The organism is Alteromonas sp. BZK5 (assembly GCF_014349115.1).
GTDB classification, from domain to species: Bacteria; Pseudomonadota; Gammaproteobacteria; order Enterobacterales; family Alteromonadaceae; genus Alteromonas; species Alteromonas macleodii.
This window is the reverse complement of sequence record NZ_JACSOE010000029.1, coordinates 1-15,584: the sequence shown is the minus strand read 5'-3', so window position 1 is coordinate 15,584 and position 15,584 is coordinate 1. Positions and strand designations below refer to the sequence as shown.

Genomic DNA, 15,584 nt, shown 5'->3' with positions numbered 1-15,584 from the left:
CTATGGTACCTGAAATTGGAAATATTGCGCTGACGCTTGCGCTAGTGCTCTCTATATTATTGGCCGTTTATCCGCTATGGGGGGCTCACCGTCAGCACGAAGCGTTAATGGCAACCGCCAAACCACTGGCAATCGGCTTATTTACCTTCACGCTTATCGCCTATGTATGCTTAACCTACGCCTTCGTTACTGACGATTTCAGTGTGGCGTATGTTGCCCAGCATTCAAATAGTCGACTTCCTATTTATTATAAAATTACCGCCGTGTGGGGCGGCCACGAAGGCTCATTTCTTCTGTGGGTGTTGATGCTTTCCATATGGACAGTAGCAGTGGCGATATTCAGCAAGGGTATTCCTCTTGCTATGGTTGCAAGGGTGCTGTCGGTGTTGGGAATGGTGGGCATCGGTTTTTACTTATTCATGCTGCTTACCTCAAACCCGTTTAACAGCATGCTGCCGTTTTTCCCGGTAGATGGACGAGATCTTAATCCACTGCTGCAAGATTTTGGCATGATCATTCACCCGCCTATGCTTTATATGGGCTATGTTGGCTTTTCTGTCGCGTTTGCTTTTGCAATTTCAGCACTAATTTCAGGTCAGCTAGACTCAACCTGGGCACGCTGGTCAAGGCCCTGGGTCATTTCTGCTTGGGCGTTTCTCACCGTGGGCATTGCGCTAGGTAGCTGGTGGGCGTATTACGAACTTGGCTGGGGTGGCTGGTGGTTCTGGGACCCAGTAGAGAACGCCTCTTTCATGCCTTGGCTGGTCGGTACTGCGCTAATGCACTCGCTAGCCGTAACCGAAAAGCGAAAGGCGTTTAAGTCGTGGACCGTACTGCTGGCTATTGCCGCATTTAGTTTGAGTTTACTTGGCACCTTCTTAGTACGTTCTGGAGTGATTGTTTCGGTACACTCGTTTGCAAGCGATCCTACCCGAGGCTTATTTATACTGGGAATATTGATTGTTCTTAGTGGCTTTGGCTTGCTGCTTTACGCTATGCGTGCAGCTTCACTTAAAAGCCCAGGCCGCTATCAAGCGTTTTCCCGTGAAGTGTTGTTAATGGGTAATAACGTCTTCTTGTGCGCAGCAACACTGGTTGTATTGTTGGGTACACTACTGCCTCTTGTACATAAAGAGTTAGGTCTAGGCAGTATTTCGGTAGGCGCTCCGTTCTTCAATCAAATGTTCACGTTATTGATTGTGCCATTCGTACTAATGCTAGGTCTTGGCCCGCTTACGCGCTGGAAACAGCAAAAAGCTAGTGAATTACAAAAACAGCTATTAATTGCTGGCGGTATTGCGCTAAGTGCAGGTGTGTTAGTGAACTTTGCCTATGATGAACCAACCTATATGGGCGTTTTAGGTATGATGTTAGTGTTTTGGATCCTAGTCACTACGGTGCAAGAGGTGATGCAGCGTCTATCGGCAATGCCATCAAGTAACAGTGACAATACATCGGTGCTATCTAAACTTCGCAAGCTTACGCCAAGTCACTGGGGAATGGTGCTGGGCCATGTGGGTTTTGCTATCTGCATTATCGGTATTACGCTGGTTTCAAACTACGAAATGGAGCGGGATGTTCGCATGGACATTGGCGATACCGTTTCTCTTGGCGGTTATGACTTTAGCTTTAGAGATGTCGTCAAAGTTCAAGGTCCGAACTTTGAGGCGGACAAAGGCGTATTCGACGTTTATCAAGACGGTGAATTAATCGCGCATCTAGAGCCAGAAAAGCGTTTGTATATCGTACAGCGTATGCCGATGACTGAAGCCGCTATTCACTCAAATCTCGCAAGGGATTTGTTTATCGCTATGGGTGAGCCTTTGGACAATGGCGCATGGGCCATCCGTATTTACATTAAACCGTTTGTTATCTGGCTATGGGCTGGCGCGGTAGTAATGGCGATAGGCGGTATCTTTTCTATTAGCGACAAACGTTACCGCATGGCTAAGGTTAAGAAGATAAAACGTGTATTTGGTGGGAAAAGTGAGAACGACGCAGAGCAATCTCATGGTCAAGTATCCACTCCATCAAATACGTCAGTGAAAGGAGGCGCATAATGAAAAAAGCACCACTCGTTGCTATTCCGTTAGTGTTGTTTTCTTTGCTGGTCATTTTTCTGTTTAAAGGGCTTTTTTCTGACCCCAGAGAGTTAGATTCTCAGGTTCAGGATAAGACATTACCTGCATTCTCACTGCCAGACCTGATGAAACCAGAGGTGACCTATAAACCTGAAGATTTAAAAGGCAAGGTAACCATATTAAATGTATGGGGTGTATGGTGCGTGACCTGCGCTGTTGAGATGCCGTACCTTACTCAGCTAAAGAACGAACAAAACGTTCACATTGTGGGTTTGTATTTTGATCAGGACTTAGACCCAGACTTTGGCACAAAAACACTGAGCCGTGTTCAGCAAGAAGTTACCGACATGCTCAGCCGATACGGTAACCCGTATGCATATAATATTTTTGATGTCTATCGCGATACGTCCCTCGACCTTGGAGTCACAGGAGCGCCAGAACACTTTGTTATTGACGCTGAAGGCATTATTCGTATGCACCACATAGGCGATATTAACGAGCGTGTTTGGAACTCGAAAGTTGGCCCGCTTTATAACAAACTGGTGGCAGAAGCGTCTGGTAAAACAGGCAATGACAAAAAGGTAGATGTGGATGCAGTTATGGCCTCAGAGCCTACATTGTCGAACACGCTTAATGAAAAGAATAATCAGAGCTCCGCAAGTGCACAGGGAGGGAAATGATTATGTTATTGACGACCTCTATCCACAGATTCGCAAACGCTAGAGCCATAGCGCTGAACGTTTTCGCAATGCTGTTTGTGTTTAGCGCTTTTTCAGTAAGTGCGGCTGAAGATAAGTTTTCTTTCGACACGCCAGCTCAGCGTGAAAGCTTTTTAAAGCTTACCGCCGAATTACGTTGCCCTATGTGTCAAAACCAGAATATTGCTGATAGCGACGCCATGATTGCTCACGACATGCGCCGAAAAGTGTACGCATTACTAAAGCAAGGCAAAACAGAGCAAGAAGTGATTGATTTTATGAAGTCGCGCTATGGCGATTTTGTGCACTATCAACCGCCGATTACAGCTGCGACCTTGTGGCTTTGGGCTGGCCCTGTTTTGTTTATTTTTATTGCCCTAATTGTGGTGATTCGACGAAAATCGGTAACACCACCAGAAGATATGGCCGCTAAGTTAGCTAAAGCAGATGAAATGTTGGAGCGAGAGAAAGAATGAGTTGGTCTGAGTTTTATATTATCGTTTCAGGCTTAATTACGCTTGTTCTTTTAATTGTCGCTTTCCCGTGGCTGCGTAATAAAAATCACGCGAAACAAGACAGTTTAAGCAATACGCAAATTGTTAAGCAGCGCCTTGCCGAACTTGATCGTGAAGTGCAAGAAGGGCTCATTAGTGAGCATGACAAACGACAAGCCGTTGACGAACTAAAACTAGCGCTTGTAGATGAAAGCGCATTTCAATCTCATAAAACGGGTAATGCAAAACTTCCGCTCGCGATTGGCGCCGTGCTTGCGATAGCCTGCGGAGTGATTGTATATGCGCAGGTAAACCAAATGGGTCGAGTTACCCAGGCAAGCCAAGCCATTGAAGCGTTGCCCGAATTGAGTCAACAGCTTGCCAGCGGTAATGCGAACAACCTGACCCAACAAGACATTGCTAGCCTTGCTCTTGCTATACGCCAGCGTTTGAGAGAAGAGCCCGAAGACGACACGGGATGGATGTATTTTGGCAGATTGATGCTGAGTATCGGTCAAGAAGTGCAGGCCATTGAAGCTATTGATAAAGCGGTAAGTTTGGCACCGTCTAACTCTGCTAATCGCATTACGCTTGCTCAAGCCTTGATGACCACAGGGGATGTCAATAATCTTGAACGAGCGCAATCTATCTTGTTGGGCTTGCTTAACGACAATCCAGCGAATGATAATCTTGCGCTGATGATGGCGGTGGTCTCTGCTCAACTTGGCGATCTTGAAAATACTCAGCGTTTTTATAAGCAAGTTGAAGGTAAGTTACCAGTAGATAGCGATATGGCGCAGCGTTTAGTTGCGCGTATAAAAGAGCTACAAGGGAATACCAGTGAAATGGCAGCGCTACAAAATACAGCCGCTGAAATTACTGATACATCAATAGCGCAAGATGCCAGTAGCGAAGCGAAAAATACTAATAGCGAAGCACAAACTGGCTTTAATATCACGGTGAATTTATCTGACGACGCTAGCATAGAAGCGCCTAAAGACGGTTTCTTGATAGTGTTCGCTCAAGATGCGAACTCTGACAACAAAATGCCTGCCGCTGTGGTTAAACTGCCGATAGAAGACTTCCCTGTTTCCGTTACTCTAACCACAGAAAACGCAATGATGCCACAATTCACGCTAGCAACACTTTCTGATGTGGTGGTTACCGCAAGACTATCTAAAGATGGTAATGTGGCAGTTTCAAAAGGCGAATGGCAAGGCAGTGTGAGCGCAAGCGTTACTGCCAACGAAACATCTTCACTAAGCGTTATTATTGATAAGGAATTATAAGTATGGAACTGTCTAAATCACTCGCAACCGGGTTGATTATTGCCGCAAGTCTTTTAGGTGGCTGTGCGAGTAACCATACGCAAGATCAGGCTCAAGCGTATTCTCAAGACGCTGGGTCGAACCAGGCTGTAGTGGATACTTCAGACCCCCGTGACCCGTTCGAGCCAGTTAACCGTGAAATCTGGGATTTTAACTGGGATGTGTTGGATGCCTACATCTTACGCCCAATAACCGTTACTTACGTGACTGTGATGCCTCAGCCTGCGCGAACTGGTTTGGTGAACATCACGGACAACCTACAAGAGCCTGCGAACTTTTTGAATAATATGTTTCAAGGCAAGGTTGATGATGGCTTAGATAGCTTGGCTCGTTTTTTAATTAACACCACGGTAGGGTTAGTTGGCACGTTTGATGTCGCGTCAAAAATTGGCATTGAGCGTAAACGCGAGCAGTTTGCTGAAACTCTGGCTGTGTGGGGATTAGATACTGGGCCTTTCTTAATGCTGCCCTTTTTAGGCCCAAGCGATCCGCGAAGCTTCACCGGTGATTATGTTGACGGTTTTGCGTTTCCAATGTCGTTACTCGAAGGGTCTGTAAACTTAGCGCGTATCGGTATTTCGGTACTTGAAACACGAGCGCAATTACTTGATCAAGAGGCGCAGCTTGAGCAGTCTGTTGATGACTATGCTTTTGTGAAAAATGCTTACTTTGAAAACTTGGAGTTTCGCGTTACCGACGGTAAAAGCGGCGATAAAGCAATTGATGATGAGCAGCTAGATGACTTTGCTGATTTTGAAGCAATGCTGGAAGGCAATGACTTTGATAGCTATGAAGAAACGTCGGAAGAAGGTGTCGATGAGTCTACAGATTCAGAAGATGCATCAGCTGATGACAGTGAAAAAGCTAACCTAAAAGGAAAAGATTCGAAGTCGAAAGACGGCAAATAGAGAAAAAGTAATAAATAAAACGATGTTGGATAAAGTTCGGGGGCAGGGTTTAGTTATTTAACCTCAACTTTAACGTTTCTCTAGCTGTAAATGCCCGCATAAAAAAAGCCATGCTCAACAGCATGGCTTTTTAGTTCTGGGAATTTGAACAGGCCTATTGGCAGCGTTCAAACGACAAGCTAATCCTTTGGATAGCCCATCGGGTTTTGTGACTGCCAGTTCCATGTGTCGGCACACATGTCTTCCAAGCCTTTTTCTGCATGCCAGTTAAGCTCTGTAGCAGCTTTTGTTGGGTCGGCATAACAGGCTGCCACATCGCCGCTTCTACGCGGTGCAATCTTATAGGATACGGTTTTACCCGAGCCTTTTTCGAAAGCTTTGATCATTTCGATGACTGAATAGCCCTGACCTGTACCCAGATTGTATTTGTCTAAGCCCATGTTAAGGTTTAAACGATCAAGTGCTTTCAAGTGACCATTGGCAAGGTCAACAACATGGATATAGTCGCGAACGCCTGTGCCATCAACGGTATCGTAGTCGTCACCGAACACGCTTAGCTGCTCTAGCTTACCGGTAGCAACCTGAGAGATATAAGGCATTAAGTTGTTCGGAATACCGTTCGGATCTTCACCGATCTGGCCAGATTCGTGTGCGCCAACGGGATTGAAGTAGCGAAGCAATACAATGTTCCACTCGTTGTCCGATACGTAAAGATCGCTAAGCATGTGCTCAACTATAAGCTTCGACATACCATAAGGGTTTGTCGGGTGGCCTGTGGCCATATCTTCACGTAGCGGTAGCGATGCTGGATCGCCGTAAACCGTTGCAGATGAGCTAAACACAATATTCTTCACATTGTGCTTCTGCATAGCTTTACATAGCGTTAGCGTGCCGTACACGTTGTTTTCATAGTATGAAAGTGGCTTCTGCACAGACTCGCCGACGGCTTTTAAACCGGCAAAGTGAATAACGGCATAAATGTTATGCTCGCTGAATATGTCATCTAACACGGCGGTATCGCGAATGTCACCTTGAACAAAAGTAACCGACTTGCCTGTTAATGCTTCTACGCGACGAAGTGATTCAGCACTTGCGTTTGCAAGGTTATCCAGCACTACAACACCGTAGTTTTGTTCAAGTAACTGTAAAACGGTGTGACTACCTATATAGCCTGCACCACCAGTGACTAAGATGGTCTTCATGCATTCTCCTTGCTAGACGGTTGCGCAATGTATTTAGCGCAGATGGAATATTGAATAGGTTTTACAACCAATGGATAAATTAAAAATACCACAAAAGCCCACAGTAACGAGGTCCAATTTGACGCGGTTTGAAGAATAAATGCGAATACGGGGACAATGACGAGTAACTTTAGCACATTCAGTAAAGTCTTCTCAGGGACAGATAGCCGCTTTGCGGCCTGATCAAGCAACTTAACGCGCTCTGTCAGTGGAAGACCTTTTAAGGCAGGAATGTCTCTGGTAGAAAAATAAAACTTCATAGGTTTATGCAAATGCTCTTAATAAAAAACCGCCGGAACGTTACGTTGCGGCGGTTATTGTAGGGTAATTGGTCAGCACTTAAAACATGCTAACAATAAATTACGCTTTTTGTTCAATACCTGCTTTTTCCCAGAAACGAGATTTAAAGCTCATTAAACCAATCACGATGGCAATGGCGATGCTAAATAGGGCAATTTGAAGGTACAGGTCCGGCATTTGCTCTACGTTTTCTGGGTCGAAGTTACCTGAAAGTAAGCCAGCAATAATGTTACCAATAGAGTAAGTCAGTACGAATACCCCCATCATTTGCCCTGCGAAACGCTTAGGCGATAGCTTACTTACTGCACTTAGTGCAACAGGGCTTAGGCACAGCTCACCAACAGTGTGTAAGAAGTAGGTAGTAACCAACCACATAGGCGCAACTTTAAGGCCTTGTGCAGCATATTGAGACGCCATAAACATTACCAAGAAGCCCGACGCCATAATAACGATACCTACGGCACACTTAATCGTGTACGACGGGTCAATCATTCTTTTAGCAAGGTTAATCCAAAGGGCAGCGAAGAAAGGCGACAGGATGATGATAAATAGCGAGTTCGAAAGCTGGAACCATACTGTTGGGATAGCGTCCATCCCGAACCAAGAGGTAAGTAGCGAGCCGCTTTCAAGTACGCGGTCGGTATAGTTCTGTGCGAATAGGTTTAGTGAAGAACCAGCCTGTTCGAAACCAGACCAGAAACATGCTGAAGCAACACACACTAAGAACAGCGCCCACATGCGCTTTTTCTCATTGTCGCTTAGCTGGCCTTTGAAATAAATAAAACCAAAGTAAAGGAAGAAGATGACCGTAAAAGCAACGGCAACTTGCTGAGCAAGGGCAACTGGCTCAATAACGATAGTGCCCATGTGTGCAAGCACAATTACCAAAACAGCAAGTGCAATCACTGCCCATACGCACATCCATGCACGCTGTTTGGCCGCACCTTGATAAGGGTTTGCTGGCGCCACAGAATCCGCCGATAACGAACGGTTGCTGAAGTAATATTGAATTAGGCCGATTGCCATACCGACGGCAGCTGCACCAAATGCATAGTGCCAGCCCCAATTTTCCTGTAAATAACCAGTCACTAGGTAGGCGATCAGAGAGCCAATGTTAATACCCATGTAATACAGCGCATAGCCACTGTCACGACGGCCATCATCCTCGCCATATTGTTGACCAACCATGGCTGAAATATTGGGTTTAAGTAAGCCTGTGCCCGAAGCAACAAGAATAAGACCCACGAAAAATAAGTTTTGTAAGTCTATAGCAAGTACTACGTGACCTGCGAAAATGATAATGCCGCCATACCATACGGCGTTTTTACCACCAATTAAGCGGTCCGCTAACCATCCGCCCGGTAAACCTAGGAAATATACCGCACCTGTGTATAGGCCGTAGATTGCTCCAGCGGTTGCAACAGTAAAGCCCAAGCCCTGCGTTTGTAAGCTCGCGGTCATGAAAAGAACAAGTAGCGCGCGCATACCGTAGTAACTCATGCGCTCCCACATTTCTGTAAAAAATAGCGTTCTTAGGCCCCCTGGATGGCCGAAAAAGCTAGTATCGTTAGATGGTTTCATAATTATATTTTAATTCCATATTGCTTATGGTTGTTATTGTAGAGCACTTATAGGATAGGCTCTTTGATAGTAGTCCGTAAGGCGGATAGCTTCTTATACTAGAGCTTGCTTAAAGACACAAGATTTGGACGATAAACTTCATTAAAGCGGTGTCAATCGGCTAAGTCTTGTACGACTTAGCCGATTAAACTGTTGGCTTGCTAAACAGATGGAGGCACTAAAGCTCGCGGATAGTAGCTACTACAATTCGTACTATTCCGTAAATAAGCAGCAATGACACACCAAAAAGAACAAGGTTATAGATAACCGTGGGGTAAGAATTATCATCTGGAAGGGTAGGTGATTCTACGGTTACCAAATGTTGCAGTTTTTGGTATGCCTCTACGCGCGCGTTTTCTAGTGTAATAAGCGATGAAGAGAACGCTTGAATAGCCAATTGAAGCTGCACCTGAAGGTTACTGTATTGCGCCATTAATTCACTGACTGACAGGGCTTCACTTTCTCCTTCAGCGGTACTGATACGCTCTTTTTGCTTTTCTACTTCTTTTTGTAGTGCAGCTATTTCACGCTTAATGTTAATCACTTCAGGTGCGACATTAGACATCATAGTAGACATCGTGCTTAGTTCAGCTTTTTTCTGGGCAAGGGTCGCTTCTAATGAAAAAGCGATTTGCTGAAACGCTGCACCTTCAGCAGTAGGGTCGAGCACGTTGTACTTGGATTGGAAGCCTAAAATTTCAGTCTTTGCTTGTTGAAGTTTTTGTTCAACAATCTCGTGTTCACCCTTAGCAAACGTAAGCTTTGATTTAGCTAAGTTGTTATTGATGTTATTGATAAACTCTTCCGCTTTATCAACTATAGCTTGGTTTATTATTTGGGCATATTCAGCGTCAAAAGCGCGGGTTCGCAAACTGATGACAGAAGATGCCGAGTCCACGCTAACTTCAATATGGTTCAGATAAAACTGATAAAAGTCCTCTTGCTTGTGTGAAGATGACAGGCCGCTAAACAAATCGGCTTTGTCTGACATGTAATGATCTCGAAGGCCAATAGTCTCATCGAGATACTTAATCATATCTGCAGACTGAATATACGCTTCTACAAGCTGACTTTCAGTACCGCCTGATGCACCAGAAACACCAGCTGCCATCAAGAGAGATGAGGGGTCGAAGCTACTGCCGCCGTCACTTGATTTTACAATAAGTTGGCTTTTACTTTCGTATTGAGGTGCAGCCCATAAAACAAGATATAGGGCGTACAGCACCCATGGAAGAACAAGCAACAGCATTTTGTGTTTGCTGAGAAGGGCATTGAGCTGTGTAAGAGATTTTTCCACTGTGATTTGAACCTATTTAAGTGATTTCTTATTGTCTGCATCCTGCGTATAAACGTCGATGCCTTCTTCGAGATCGTGATAATAAGTAAGTTTGCCTTCATCTATGATAACGGCAGACGTACAGAACTCGCGGATTTGGTCAAGTTCATGGCTAACCATAATAACGCCCGCTTGTTCACTTTTTTCTTTTAGCGATAAACGCGCTTTTTTTCTAAAAAGCGGATCGCCTACAGACGTCGCTTCATCGATAAGGTAAATATCAAAATTAATATTCATGCAGCATGCAAATACGAGTTTGGCGCGCATACCTGAGGAGTATGTGCGCACGGGAAGATCGAAGCGTTTACCTAACTCGGCAAACTCTTGCACTTTTTCTTCGTACTCTGGAAGCGATTTAACGTTGTTTATTCGGCCCACAAAACGCGTATTTTCACGCCCCGTCATTTGCGGGTGAACACCTGTTTGAAGGGCAACCGGCCACGACATGGATTTATTCGTCAAAACTCGGCCTCTGTCAGGATATTCACTTTTGGCTAGCATTCGAAAAAGGGTCGACTTACCCGCGCCATTTTTACCTAAAATTGCGACGTTATTTTCCGTAGGAAAATCAAAATTTAAATTTTTGAAGATATATTGAGGTCCCATTTTACTGGGGTAACTCTTTGTTAAATTCTCAATTCTTATCATCGAGACAACACCTTCTTCCATGTGATGTGATACATCGAAAGGCTTAGGAAGAGAAAAATAATGGTAATCTCAATTAGAAAGCCAAGGGATACGCCCTTTGTTCCATAGGATTCGAAACAAGCGTAACGGGCGAGTTCATTGAAATGAACAAGAGGATTCCACGTTAAGTAAGGCCAATACTCTTCAGGCAGATCTTGAAGACTGAAAAAAACGCATGAAATAAACATTAATGGGCGGGTAAGCATTGATTTTATCTTATCCACTTCCGGCACGAATGCGGCAGCGATAGCAAAAATCATCCCTATGGATATTGAAAATACCCACAAAAGAAGAAACAGAGATATCAGCAGCAACGGGTCATTTACCGTAAAGGTCTCGCCCATCAGGTAAAGCGCAAGACATAGTAATGCGACAACCACTACCTTTACTGAAAACTCGAGGAAGCCCGCTGTGAGTATCGCTGAAATAGGTTGAACCTGTCTGAACGCATAGAGCGGCTTATTTCTGCGCACAGAAGTTGATACTGACTGGAGGCATGTAGTCAAAGACTGCAGCCCGACCATACCGATCATCATAAACAGAAAAAGAGGAATAGAGTGGATATCATCGCCGCTGATCAGTCCACGAAGGTATGACAGCGCGAAGATAAAGGCAAAAGGCTCTAAAAATGCCCAGCCTAAGCCAAATTTATCGTTAAATTTACTTTGAAGCTCGCGCAGGAAAAGCGCGAATATCACGCCTCTCCATGCGTAGAGCTGGTCTTTAAACGTTACCATGTTTAGTTAGTAGCTACGTTGGCTGCAATAGCAATCTGATAAACAATCTGAGTAATGTCTTTAACCGCTTGCAATAGCTTGGTATCGATAGCAGGCAAGACGATGATCTGATCACCTGGTTCTAACTTACTATCGTTGCTAGCTAGGAATGAGCTGTTGATGCTAGTAAAGGTAACATTACCATTTTTACGAACAATAAGGATTCGTTCGTCTTCAGCACGTTCAGTGAATCCGCCGGCCCAAGCAACATAATCTTCAGTCGTGGCTTCTGGGTTAAAGACTACTGACTGAGGAAGTAACACTTCACCACCTACGTGCACTAAGTCAGTTACCTCTGGGATGACAATAGTGTCATTCGGTTCTAGCAGAATATTTGCGATATCACCATTTTCAGAAACTACGACTCTGCCTTGAGGCTCAATCTGGCGAGCACGTGCGATAAAGTCAGCGACAAGCTGAGCTTCTTGGGCACGGATGGCTCCTTCACCCGTCGAGCTAATGGGAGCGGTATACATGCTCCGCTCAAGACGCTGAAGACCTTCTTCGATGATTTCTTTTTGCTTTACAGCAACGCTTTCTCTTAACAGATAAATATTCTGGGTATCAGAAAGGGCTGTATCTGCTTCGATGTGATCTAGTACATCGATAAGGCGTGTGCCTTTATCAACCATAATCTGAGATGCGCCAGCAAATGCGCCAGCCACATTAATGCGATAGATTTGGGGCTCGTGGTCAGCAAGGTATTCAACCGTGTCACCTGCACTTAGTTCAAGTGAAGCAAATTCATCCAAACTCAAGTAGCGAGCAAACTGTTTGTTATTTCGAATACCAGATACCGAAGCATGGGAGGAAAACTCACCTGGTCGCGCAAAGTAATTCACCACGCCGCCGTTCAATTCTTCGTTAAGAAACTCAAAGGTGAAGCTATTTCGAGCGCCTGTTTCAACGACAATAGTGTTGCCAATTGGGTGCACTAATATGGTATCGCCATCTTTAAACGACATCTGAGGCAACTTACCATTTCTGAAAAATGCATATAAATCGGCAGTAGCGACTACTTTACCATTGCGCACTACGTCTATCTGCCTAAAACTTCCGCGCTGAAAATCAATACCACCAGCGCGTTTTAGGTAATACAGCACGCTATCTGAGGCGAGGCCTGCATATTGACCAGGTCTTAGCACCGGGCCAGAAACGAAAATTGACACGGGCGTTGATGTAAGAAGGTTAACGTAAACATTTACATCGTTTGTATAAACCTGTCTGATTTTTGCAGTAACGGTTTGATTTACACTGCCAGCAGGTGTATTTGCAACACGGATAGGACCAATGTTAGGAATAAAAATATTGCCTTGATTATCAACGGTTACTACGTCAGAAAAGTTAACCGCCCCCCACAGCCATATTGAAATTTTATCGCCCGGTGCAACGAGATAGTTATCATTAAGACCTGTGCTGCGTTCTGACTCAAATCCACCAATAAATAAGTTGGCTGCAAAAGGTGGGTTTTCCATAGGCGCTTGCGCAGGAAAAACAGTATCAATAGTTGGCTCGCCAGGTAAGTTTACGCCATTACGAGGCTGGGTTGAAAACTGTCCCATGGTATTCGCAGAACTGCTAGCGCCTGGAAGCGTTCGCTGGGTTGAAATACTCAATGGCGATACGGACTGATTAGCAATGCCGCTACTCTGGCTCTGCTGAGCTCTTTCTCTTAATTGCTGCAATTGTTCCACGCTTTGCGCGCTTGCAGTGCCCACATAAGCGAAAAGAAGTGACGTTGCACAAGCCGCTAGCGTCAGGCGCTTTAAAGTTTTTTTGATGCTGGTTGACTGCATTTATCTATTCACCTTGCACTGTTGCCGAAGCTACTAAGGGAGTAATAACTCGCCATTGACCGTTTCGCTGACATGTCGTCATTTTACGCTGAATATTAGAAGACGCTGTTTCACCGTCTTGTAAAGAAAATCGGATACATTTATTGCCTGTGGCGGATATATAGTGCTTCAAGGACTCGTATTGGTGGCCATTGAAGCGTATTGAAAATGATTCCTGCGTATCATGATAAATGTTGGCTTTTGGAATATTTATTGCAAGCTCTTTGTCCGGTGCAAGGGAATAAGCAAGAGAAGAATGCACCAAAGGAATGTCAGCCTTAGTGGCGGTAGGAGTGTTAGAACACCCAGCTACGCCTACCGTAACTACGATAGGTAAAATTAGACGAGATAATTGTTTGAACATTAGCTTTCATATCCATATAGCAATTTCGCGCTAGGATAACATAAGTTTTAAAAAAAGCATGTTCGCTATCGCAGTTGCTGAATTGTCTGAGTCTTCACCAAGACTGCAATATAGAAGACAAGTTCATATCAATAGTGTAACTCGATATGTTTTTGGCATTGCAAAGACTGGAAATAGACGAGTAAGTTAACAGGTTAAAGGAATAAAGAAGTTATTCAATCGTTACAACAGAAGCTGAGATAGTTCGAGAGAGGCGGCGAGAAGACGCACAACAGGTTCTCTTTTTAGCGGTGATTAAGGTTATTCTCGCAACAAATGAGTTTTTGACACGTTTTGATAGGTTATTTATGCATGAAGGGTGGTTACTTAGACAAATGTTTTATATTATATCGAAGTTTTCTATCCGCATACTCATAACAAGATGCCCTCATCGCGCTGGAAGAAATGGAAGTTGTAAATAAATGGAAGCAACATTTAGTTTTTTATCAAAATTTGCATGTGTATTGACAGAAACTACTACAAATAGCTGTGTTTTTGTCGGTAACGCGAGGTTGTGTGTTTTATGCTAGCTTATTTGCAGTTTGTCCCGCTTTTTACTGCATTTTTCGTCGCCCTTATCCTTTTGGTGGTCATGACGCCTTTAGCGCATCAATTTGGCTTAGTTGACCAACCATCAGCGCGAAAACGTCACGCCGGAATTGTACCTCTAACAGGTGGTGTGGCTATTTTTATGGCCGTGCTTGTTGCCAGCGTCGCGACAGATGTGTGGATGAAAAACAACCCTCTGTTTTTCACCGCATCAGCATTTGTTGTCTTGCTTGGTATGTTGGATGACCGTTTTGACCTGAGTGCCAAAGGCCGCCTTATGTGCCAATTTGGTGTTGCAGCGATCATGGCATGGAGCGCGCAAAACTATATTACATCTTTGGGTAATATCTTCGGAACAGGTGAGGTATTTCTCGACCTAGGTGGGTATTTCTTTACGATCATTTGTGTGGTCGGTGTCATCAATGCGTTTAACATGATAGACGGTATTGATGGATTAGCCGGCGGTATGAGCCTTGTTATTCTATTAACAGTTGCGGGCTTTTTGATCTTTACTGGTAACGGAGCCTCCATCATGGAGCCGCTTATCATCGTTGCAGCTATTGTTCCTTTTCTTGCTTTTAATTTGAGTTGGAAAGGGTTTAAAGGCAATAAGATATTTATGGGTGATGCTGGCAGTATGTTCGTTGGGCTCACTATCGTATGGTTGCTTGTTGATCACACTCAAGGTGAAGCTGCTGCATTTAGGCCCATTACTGCGGTGTGGTTAGTCGGCCTTCCATTAATGGACATGGCCGCGATCATGTATCGCCGTGCGCGGAAGGGGCAATCAATGCTCAAACCTGACCGTCAGCACCTTCACAATATCTTTATGCGTGCAGGGCTTAGCAGTAGAAAGTCACTTGTTGCTATCCTTTTGCTCGGAGCATGTTATTGCTTAATCGGTATATTAGGAGAAGTCTATCATGTAGCTGAAGCCGTCATGTTCTGGGGCTTTATTGGGCTACTCGTTGTGTACAGTCTTGTTATCCAACATATTTGGAGTGTACTGCGCTTTGTGAAGCGATTAACCGCATAGTTTGAGTAAAATCGTGGCAGGCTTAGTAAAATCTCTGTAACATGCCAACAAATAAAAGCGCACAGTTAAGGCGCTTTTATTTTCTCTGTTACTTTTTTACGTTGGTAAAATTTCTTGATAAATCAATTCTCTATTCTTCAAAATAACAATAAAAAACAGCATGTCGAATCGATAATTGCTATGGCGGTTTACCAAGCTGACAATGCGAAGTGGCTTCGCGAAGCCATTGAAAGCATGACTGAGCAGTCTTACACAGATTTTCTTTTCGTTATTGTCGCCGACGGACCTGTAC

General features: G+C 44.4%; 14 protein-coding genes. 6 read left to right on the top strand and 8 right to left on the bottom strand.

Annotated elements, in window-relative coordinates; all coding sequences use genetic code 11:
• Window positions 1-2: 2 nt before the first annotated feature.
• Genes BIZ39_RS10440 through BIZ39_RS10420 form a run of 5 tightly spaced genes read left to right on the top strand, consistent with a single transcriptional unit; the run spans window position 3 to window position 5,509 of the window.
• Entirely contained in the window at window positions 3-2,060 is a 2,058-nt protein-coding gene (locus tag BIZ39_RS10440) for a heme lyase CcmF/NrfE family subunit (RefSeq protein WP_061484957.1), read from the top strand.
• Window positions 2,060-2,761, top strand: coding sequence for a redoxin family protein (locus BIZ39_RS10435; protein WP_049585963.1), 702 nt, complete (start codon window positions 2,060-2,062; stop codon window positions 2,759-2,761). The genes BIZ39_RS10440 and BIZ39_RS10435 overlap by 1 nt, the downstream gene beginning before the upstream one ends.
• Window positions 2,758-3,255, top strand: a complete 498-nt coding sequence (locus BIZ39_RS10430) for a cytochrome c-type biogenesis protein CcmH (RefSeq protein ID WP_049585964.1) — start codon at window positions 2,758-2,760, stop codon at window positions 3,253-3,255. The genes BIZ39_RS10435 and BIZ39_RS10430 overlap by 4 nt, the downstream gene beginning before the upstream one ends.
• Window positions 3,252-4,562, top strand: a complete 1,311-nt coding sequence (ccmI, locus tag BIZ39_RS10425; protein ID WP_187446926.1) for a c-type cytochrome biogenesis protein CcmI — start codon at window positions 3,252-3,254, stop codon at window positions 4,560-4,562. Before BIZ39_RS10430 ends, ccmI begins: the two co-directional genes overlap by 4 nt.
• Before the next feature lie 2 nt (window positions 4,563-4,564).
• Window positions 4,565-5,509, top strand: a complete 945-nt coding sequence (locus BIZ39_RS10420; RefSeq protein WP_187446925.1) for a VacJ family lipoprotein — start codon at window positions 4,565-4,567, stop codon at window positions 5,507-5,509.
• Between the two features lie 179 nt (window positions 5,510-5,688).
• On the opposite strand, the gene galE is transcribed toward BIZ39_RS10420, so the two are convergent.
• From galE to BIZ39_RS10380, 8 genes are all read right to left on the bottom strand, one after another.
• Window positions 5,689-6,711, bottom strand: coding sequence for a UDP-glucose 4-epimerase GalE (galE, locus tag BIZ39_RS10415; protein ID WP_187446924.1), 1,023 nt, complete (start codon window positions 6,709-6,711; stop codon window positions 5,689-5,691).
• Complete coding sequence (locus tag BIZ39_RS10410; RefSeq protein WP_014975838.1) at window positions 6,708-7,010, bottom strand: DUF6170 family protein; 303 nt, start codon at window positions 7,008-7,010, stop codon at window positions 6,708-6,710. Before BIZ39_RS10410 ends, galE begins: the two co-directional genes overlap by 4 nt.
• Before the next feature lie 100 nt (window positions 7,011-7,110).
• Window positions 7,111-8,631: a peptide MFS transporter gene (locus tag BIZ39_RS10405; RefSeq protein WP_061094386.1), complete on the bottom strand. Its 1,521-nt coding sequence runs from the start codon at window positions 8,629-8,631 to the stop codon at window positions 7,111-7,113.
• 217 nt (window positions 8,632-8,848) lie between these two features.
• Window positions 8,849-9,967, bottom strand: a complete 1,119-nt coding sequence (locus BIZ39_RS10400) for a hypothetical protein (protein ID WP_061094387.1) — start codon at window positions 9,965-9,967, stop codon at window positions 8,849-8,851.
• A gap of 12 nt (window positions 9,968-9,979) precedes the next feature.
• The gene (locus tag BIZ39_RS10395; protein ID WP_131135918.1) at window positions 9,980-10,654 is read right to left on the bottom strand and encodes an ABC transporter ATP-binding protein; all 675 of its coding nucleotides are present in this window, start codon (window positions 10,652-10,654) and stop codon (window positions 9,980-9,982) included.
• The gene (locus BIZ39_RS10390) at window positions 10,651-11,430 is read right to left on the bottom strand and encodes an ABC transporter permease (RefSeq protein ID WP_014978534.1); all 780 of its coding nucleotides are present in this window, start codon (window positions 11,428-11,430) and stop codon (window positions 10,651-10,653) included. Before BIZ39_RS10390 ends, BIZ39_RS10395 begins: the two co-directional genes overlap by 4 nt.
• Window positions 11,431-11,432: 2 nt before the next feature.
• On the bottom strand, window positions 11,433-13,265 hold the full coding sequence (locus BIZ39_RS10385) for a polysaccharide biosynthesis/export family protein (protein WP_014948527.1): 1,833 nt from the start codon (window positions 13,263-13,265) through the stop codon (window positions 11,433-11,435).
• Between the two features lie 4 nt (window positions 13,266-13,269).
• Window positions 13,270-13,668: a hypothetical protein gene (locus BIZ39_RS10380; protein WP_187446923.1), complete on the bottom strand. Its 399-nt coding sequence runs from the start codon at window positions 13,666-13,668 to the stop codon at window positions 13,270-13,272.
• 562 nt (window positions 13,669-14,230) lie between these two features.
• On the opposite strand from BIZ39_RS10380, the gene wecA reads away from it, so the two are divergent.
• The gene (wecA, locus tag BIZ39_RS10375; RefSeq protein ID WP_187446922.1) at window positions 14,231-15,292 is read left to right on the top strand and encodes a UDP-N-acetylglucosamine--undecaprenyl-phosphate N-acetylglucosaminephosphotransferase; all 1,062 of its coding nucleotides are present in this window, start codon (window positions 14,231-14,233) and stop codon (window positions 15,290-15,292) included.
• The last annotated feature ends 292 nt before the right edge of the window (window positions 15,293-15,584 follow it).

Coding starts and splice junctions, on each gene's coding strand:
- BIZ39_RS10440 (WP_061484957.1), top strand. CDS start 3: ATGGTACCTGAAATTGGAAATATTGCGCTGACGCTTGCGCTAGTGCTC.
- BIZ39_RS10435 (WP_049585963.1), top strand. CDS start 2,060: ATGAAAAAAGCACCACTCGTTGCTATTCCGTTAGTGTTGTTTTCTTTG.
- BIZ39_RS10430 (WP_049585964.1), top strand. CDS start 2,758: ATGATTATGTTATTGACGACCTCTATCCACAGATTCGCAAACGCTAGA.
- ccmI (WP_187446926.1), top strand. CDS start 3,252: ATGAGTTGGTCTGAGTTTTATATTATCGTTTCAGGCTTAATTACGCTT.
- BIZ39_RS10420 (WP_187446925.1), top strand. CDS start 4,565: ATGGAACTGTCTAAATCACTCGCAACCGGGTTGATTATTGCCGCAAGT.
- galE (WP_187446924.1), bottom strand. CDS start 6,711: ATGAAGACCATCTTAGTCACTGGTGGTGCAGGCTATATAGGTAGTCAC.
- BIZ39_RS10410 (WP_014975838.1), bottom strand. CDS start 7,010: ATGAAGTTTTATTTTTCTACCAGAGACATTCCTGCCTTAAAAGGTCTT.
- BIZ39_RS10405 (WP_061094386.1), bottom strand. CDS start 8,631: ATGAAACCATCTAACGATACTAGCTTTTTCGGCCATCCAGGGGGCCTA.
- BIZ39_RS10395 (WP_131135918.1), bottom strand. CDS start 10,654: ATGATAAGAATTGAGAATTTAACAAAGAGTTACCCCAGTAAAATGGGA.
- BIZ39_RS10390 (WP_014978534.1), bottom strand. CDS start 11,430: ATGGTAACGTTTAAAGACCAGCTCTACGCATGGAGAGGCGTGATATTC.
- BIZ39_RS10385 (WP_014948527.1), bottom strand. CDS start 13,265: ATGCAGTCAACCAGCATCAAAAAAACTTTAAAGCGCCTGACGCTAGCG.
- BIZ39_RS10380 (WP_187446923.1), bottom strand. CDS start 13,668: ATGTTCAAACAATTATCTCGTCTAATTTTACCTATCGTAGTTACGGTA.
- wecA (WP_187446922.1), top strand. CDS start 14,231: ATGCTAGCTTATTTGCAGTTTGTCCCGCTTTTTACTGCATTTTTCGTC.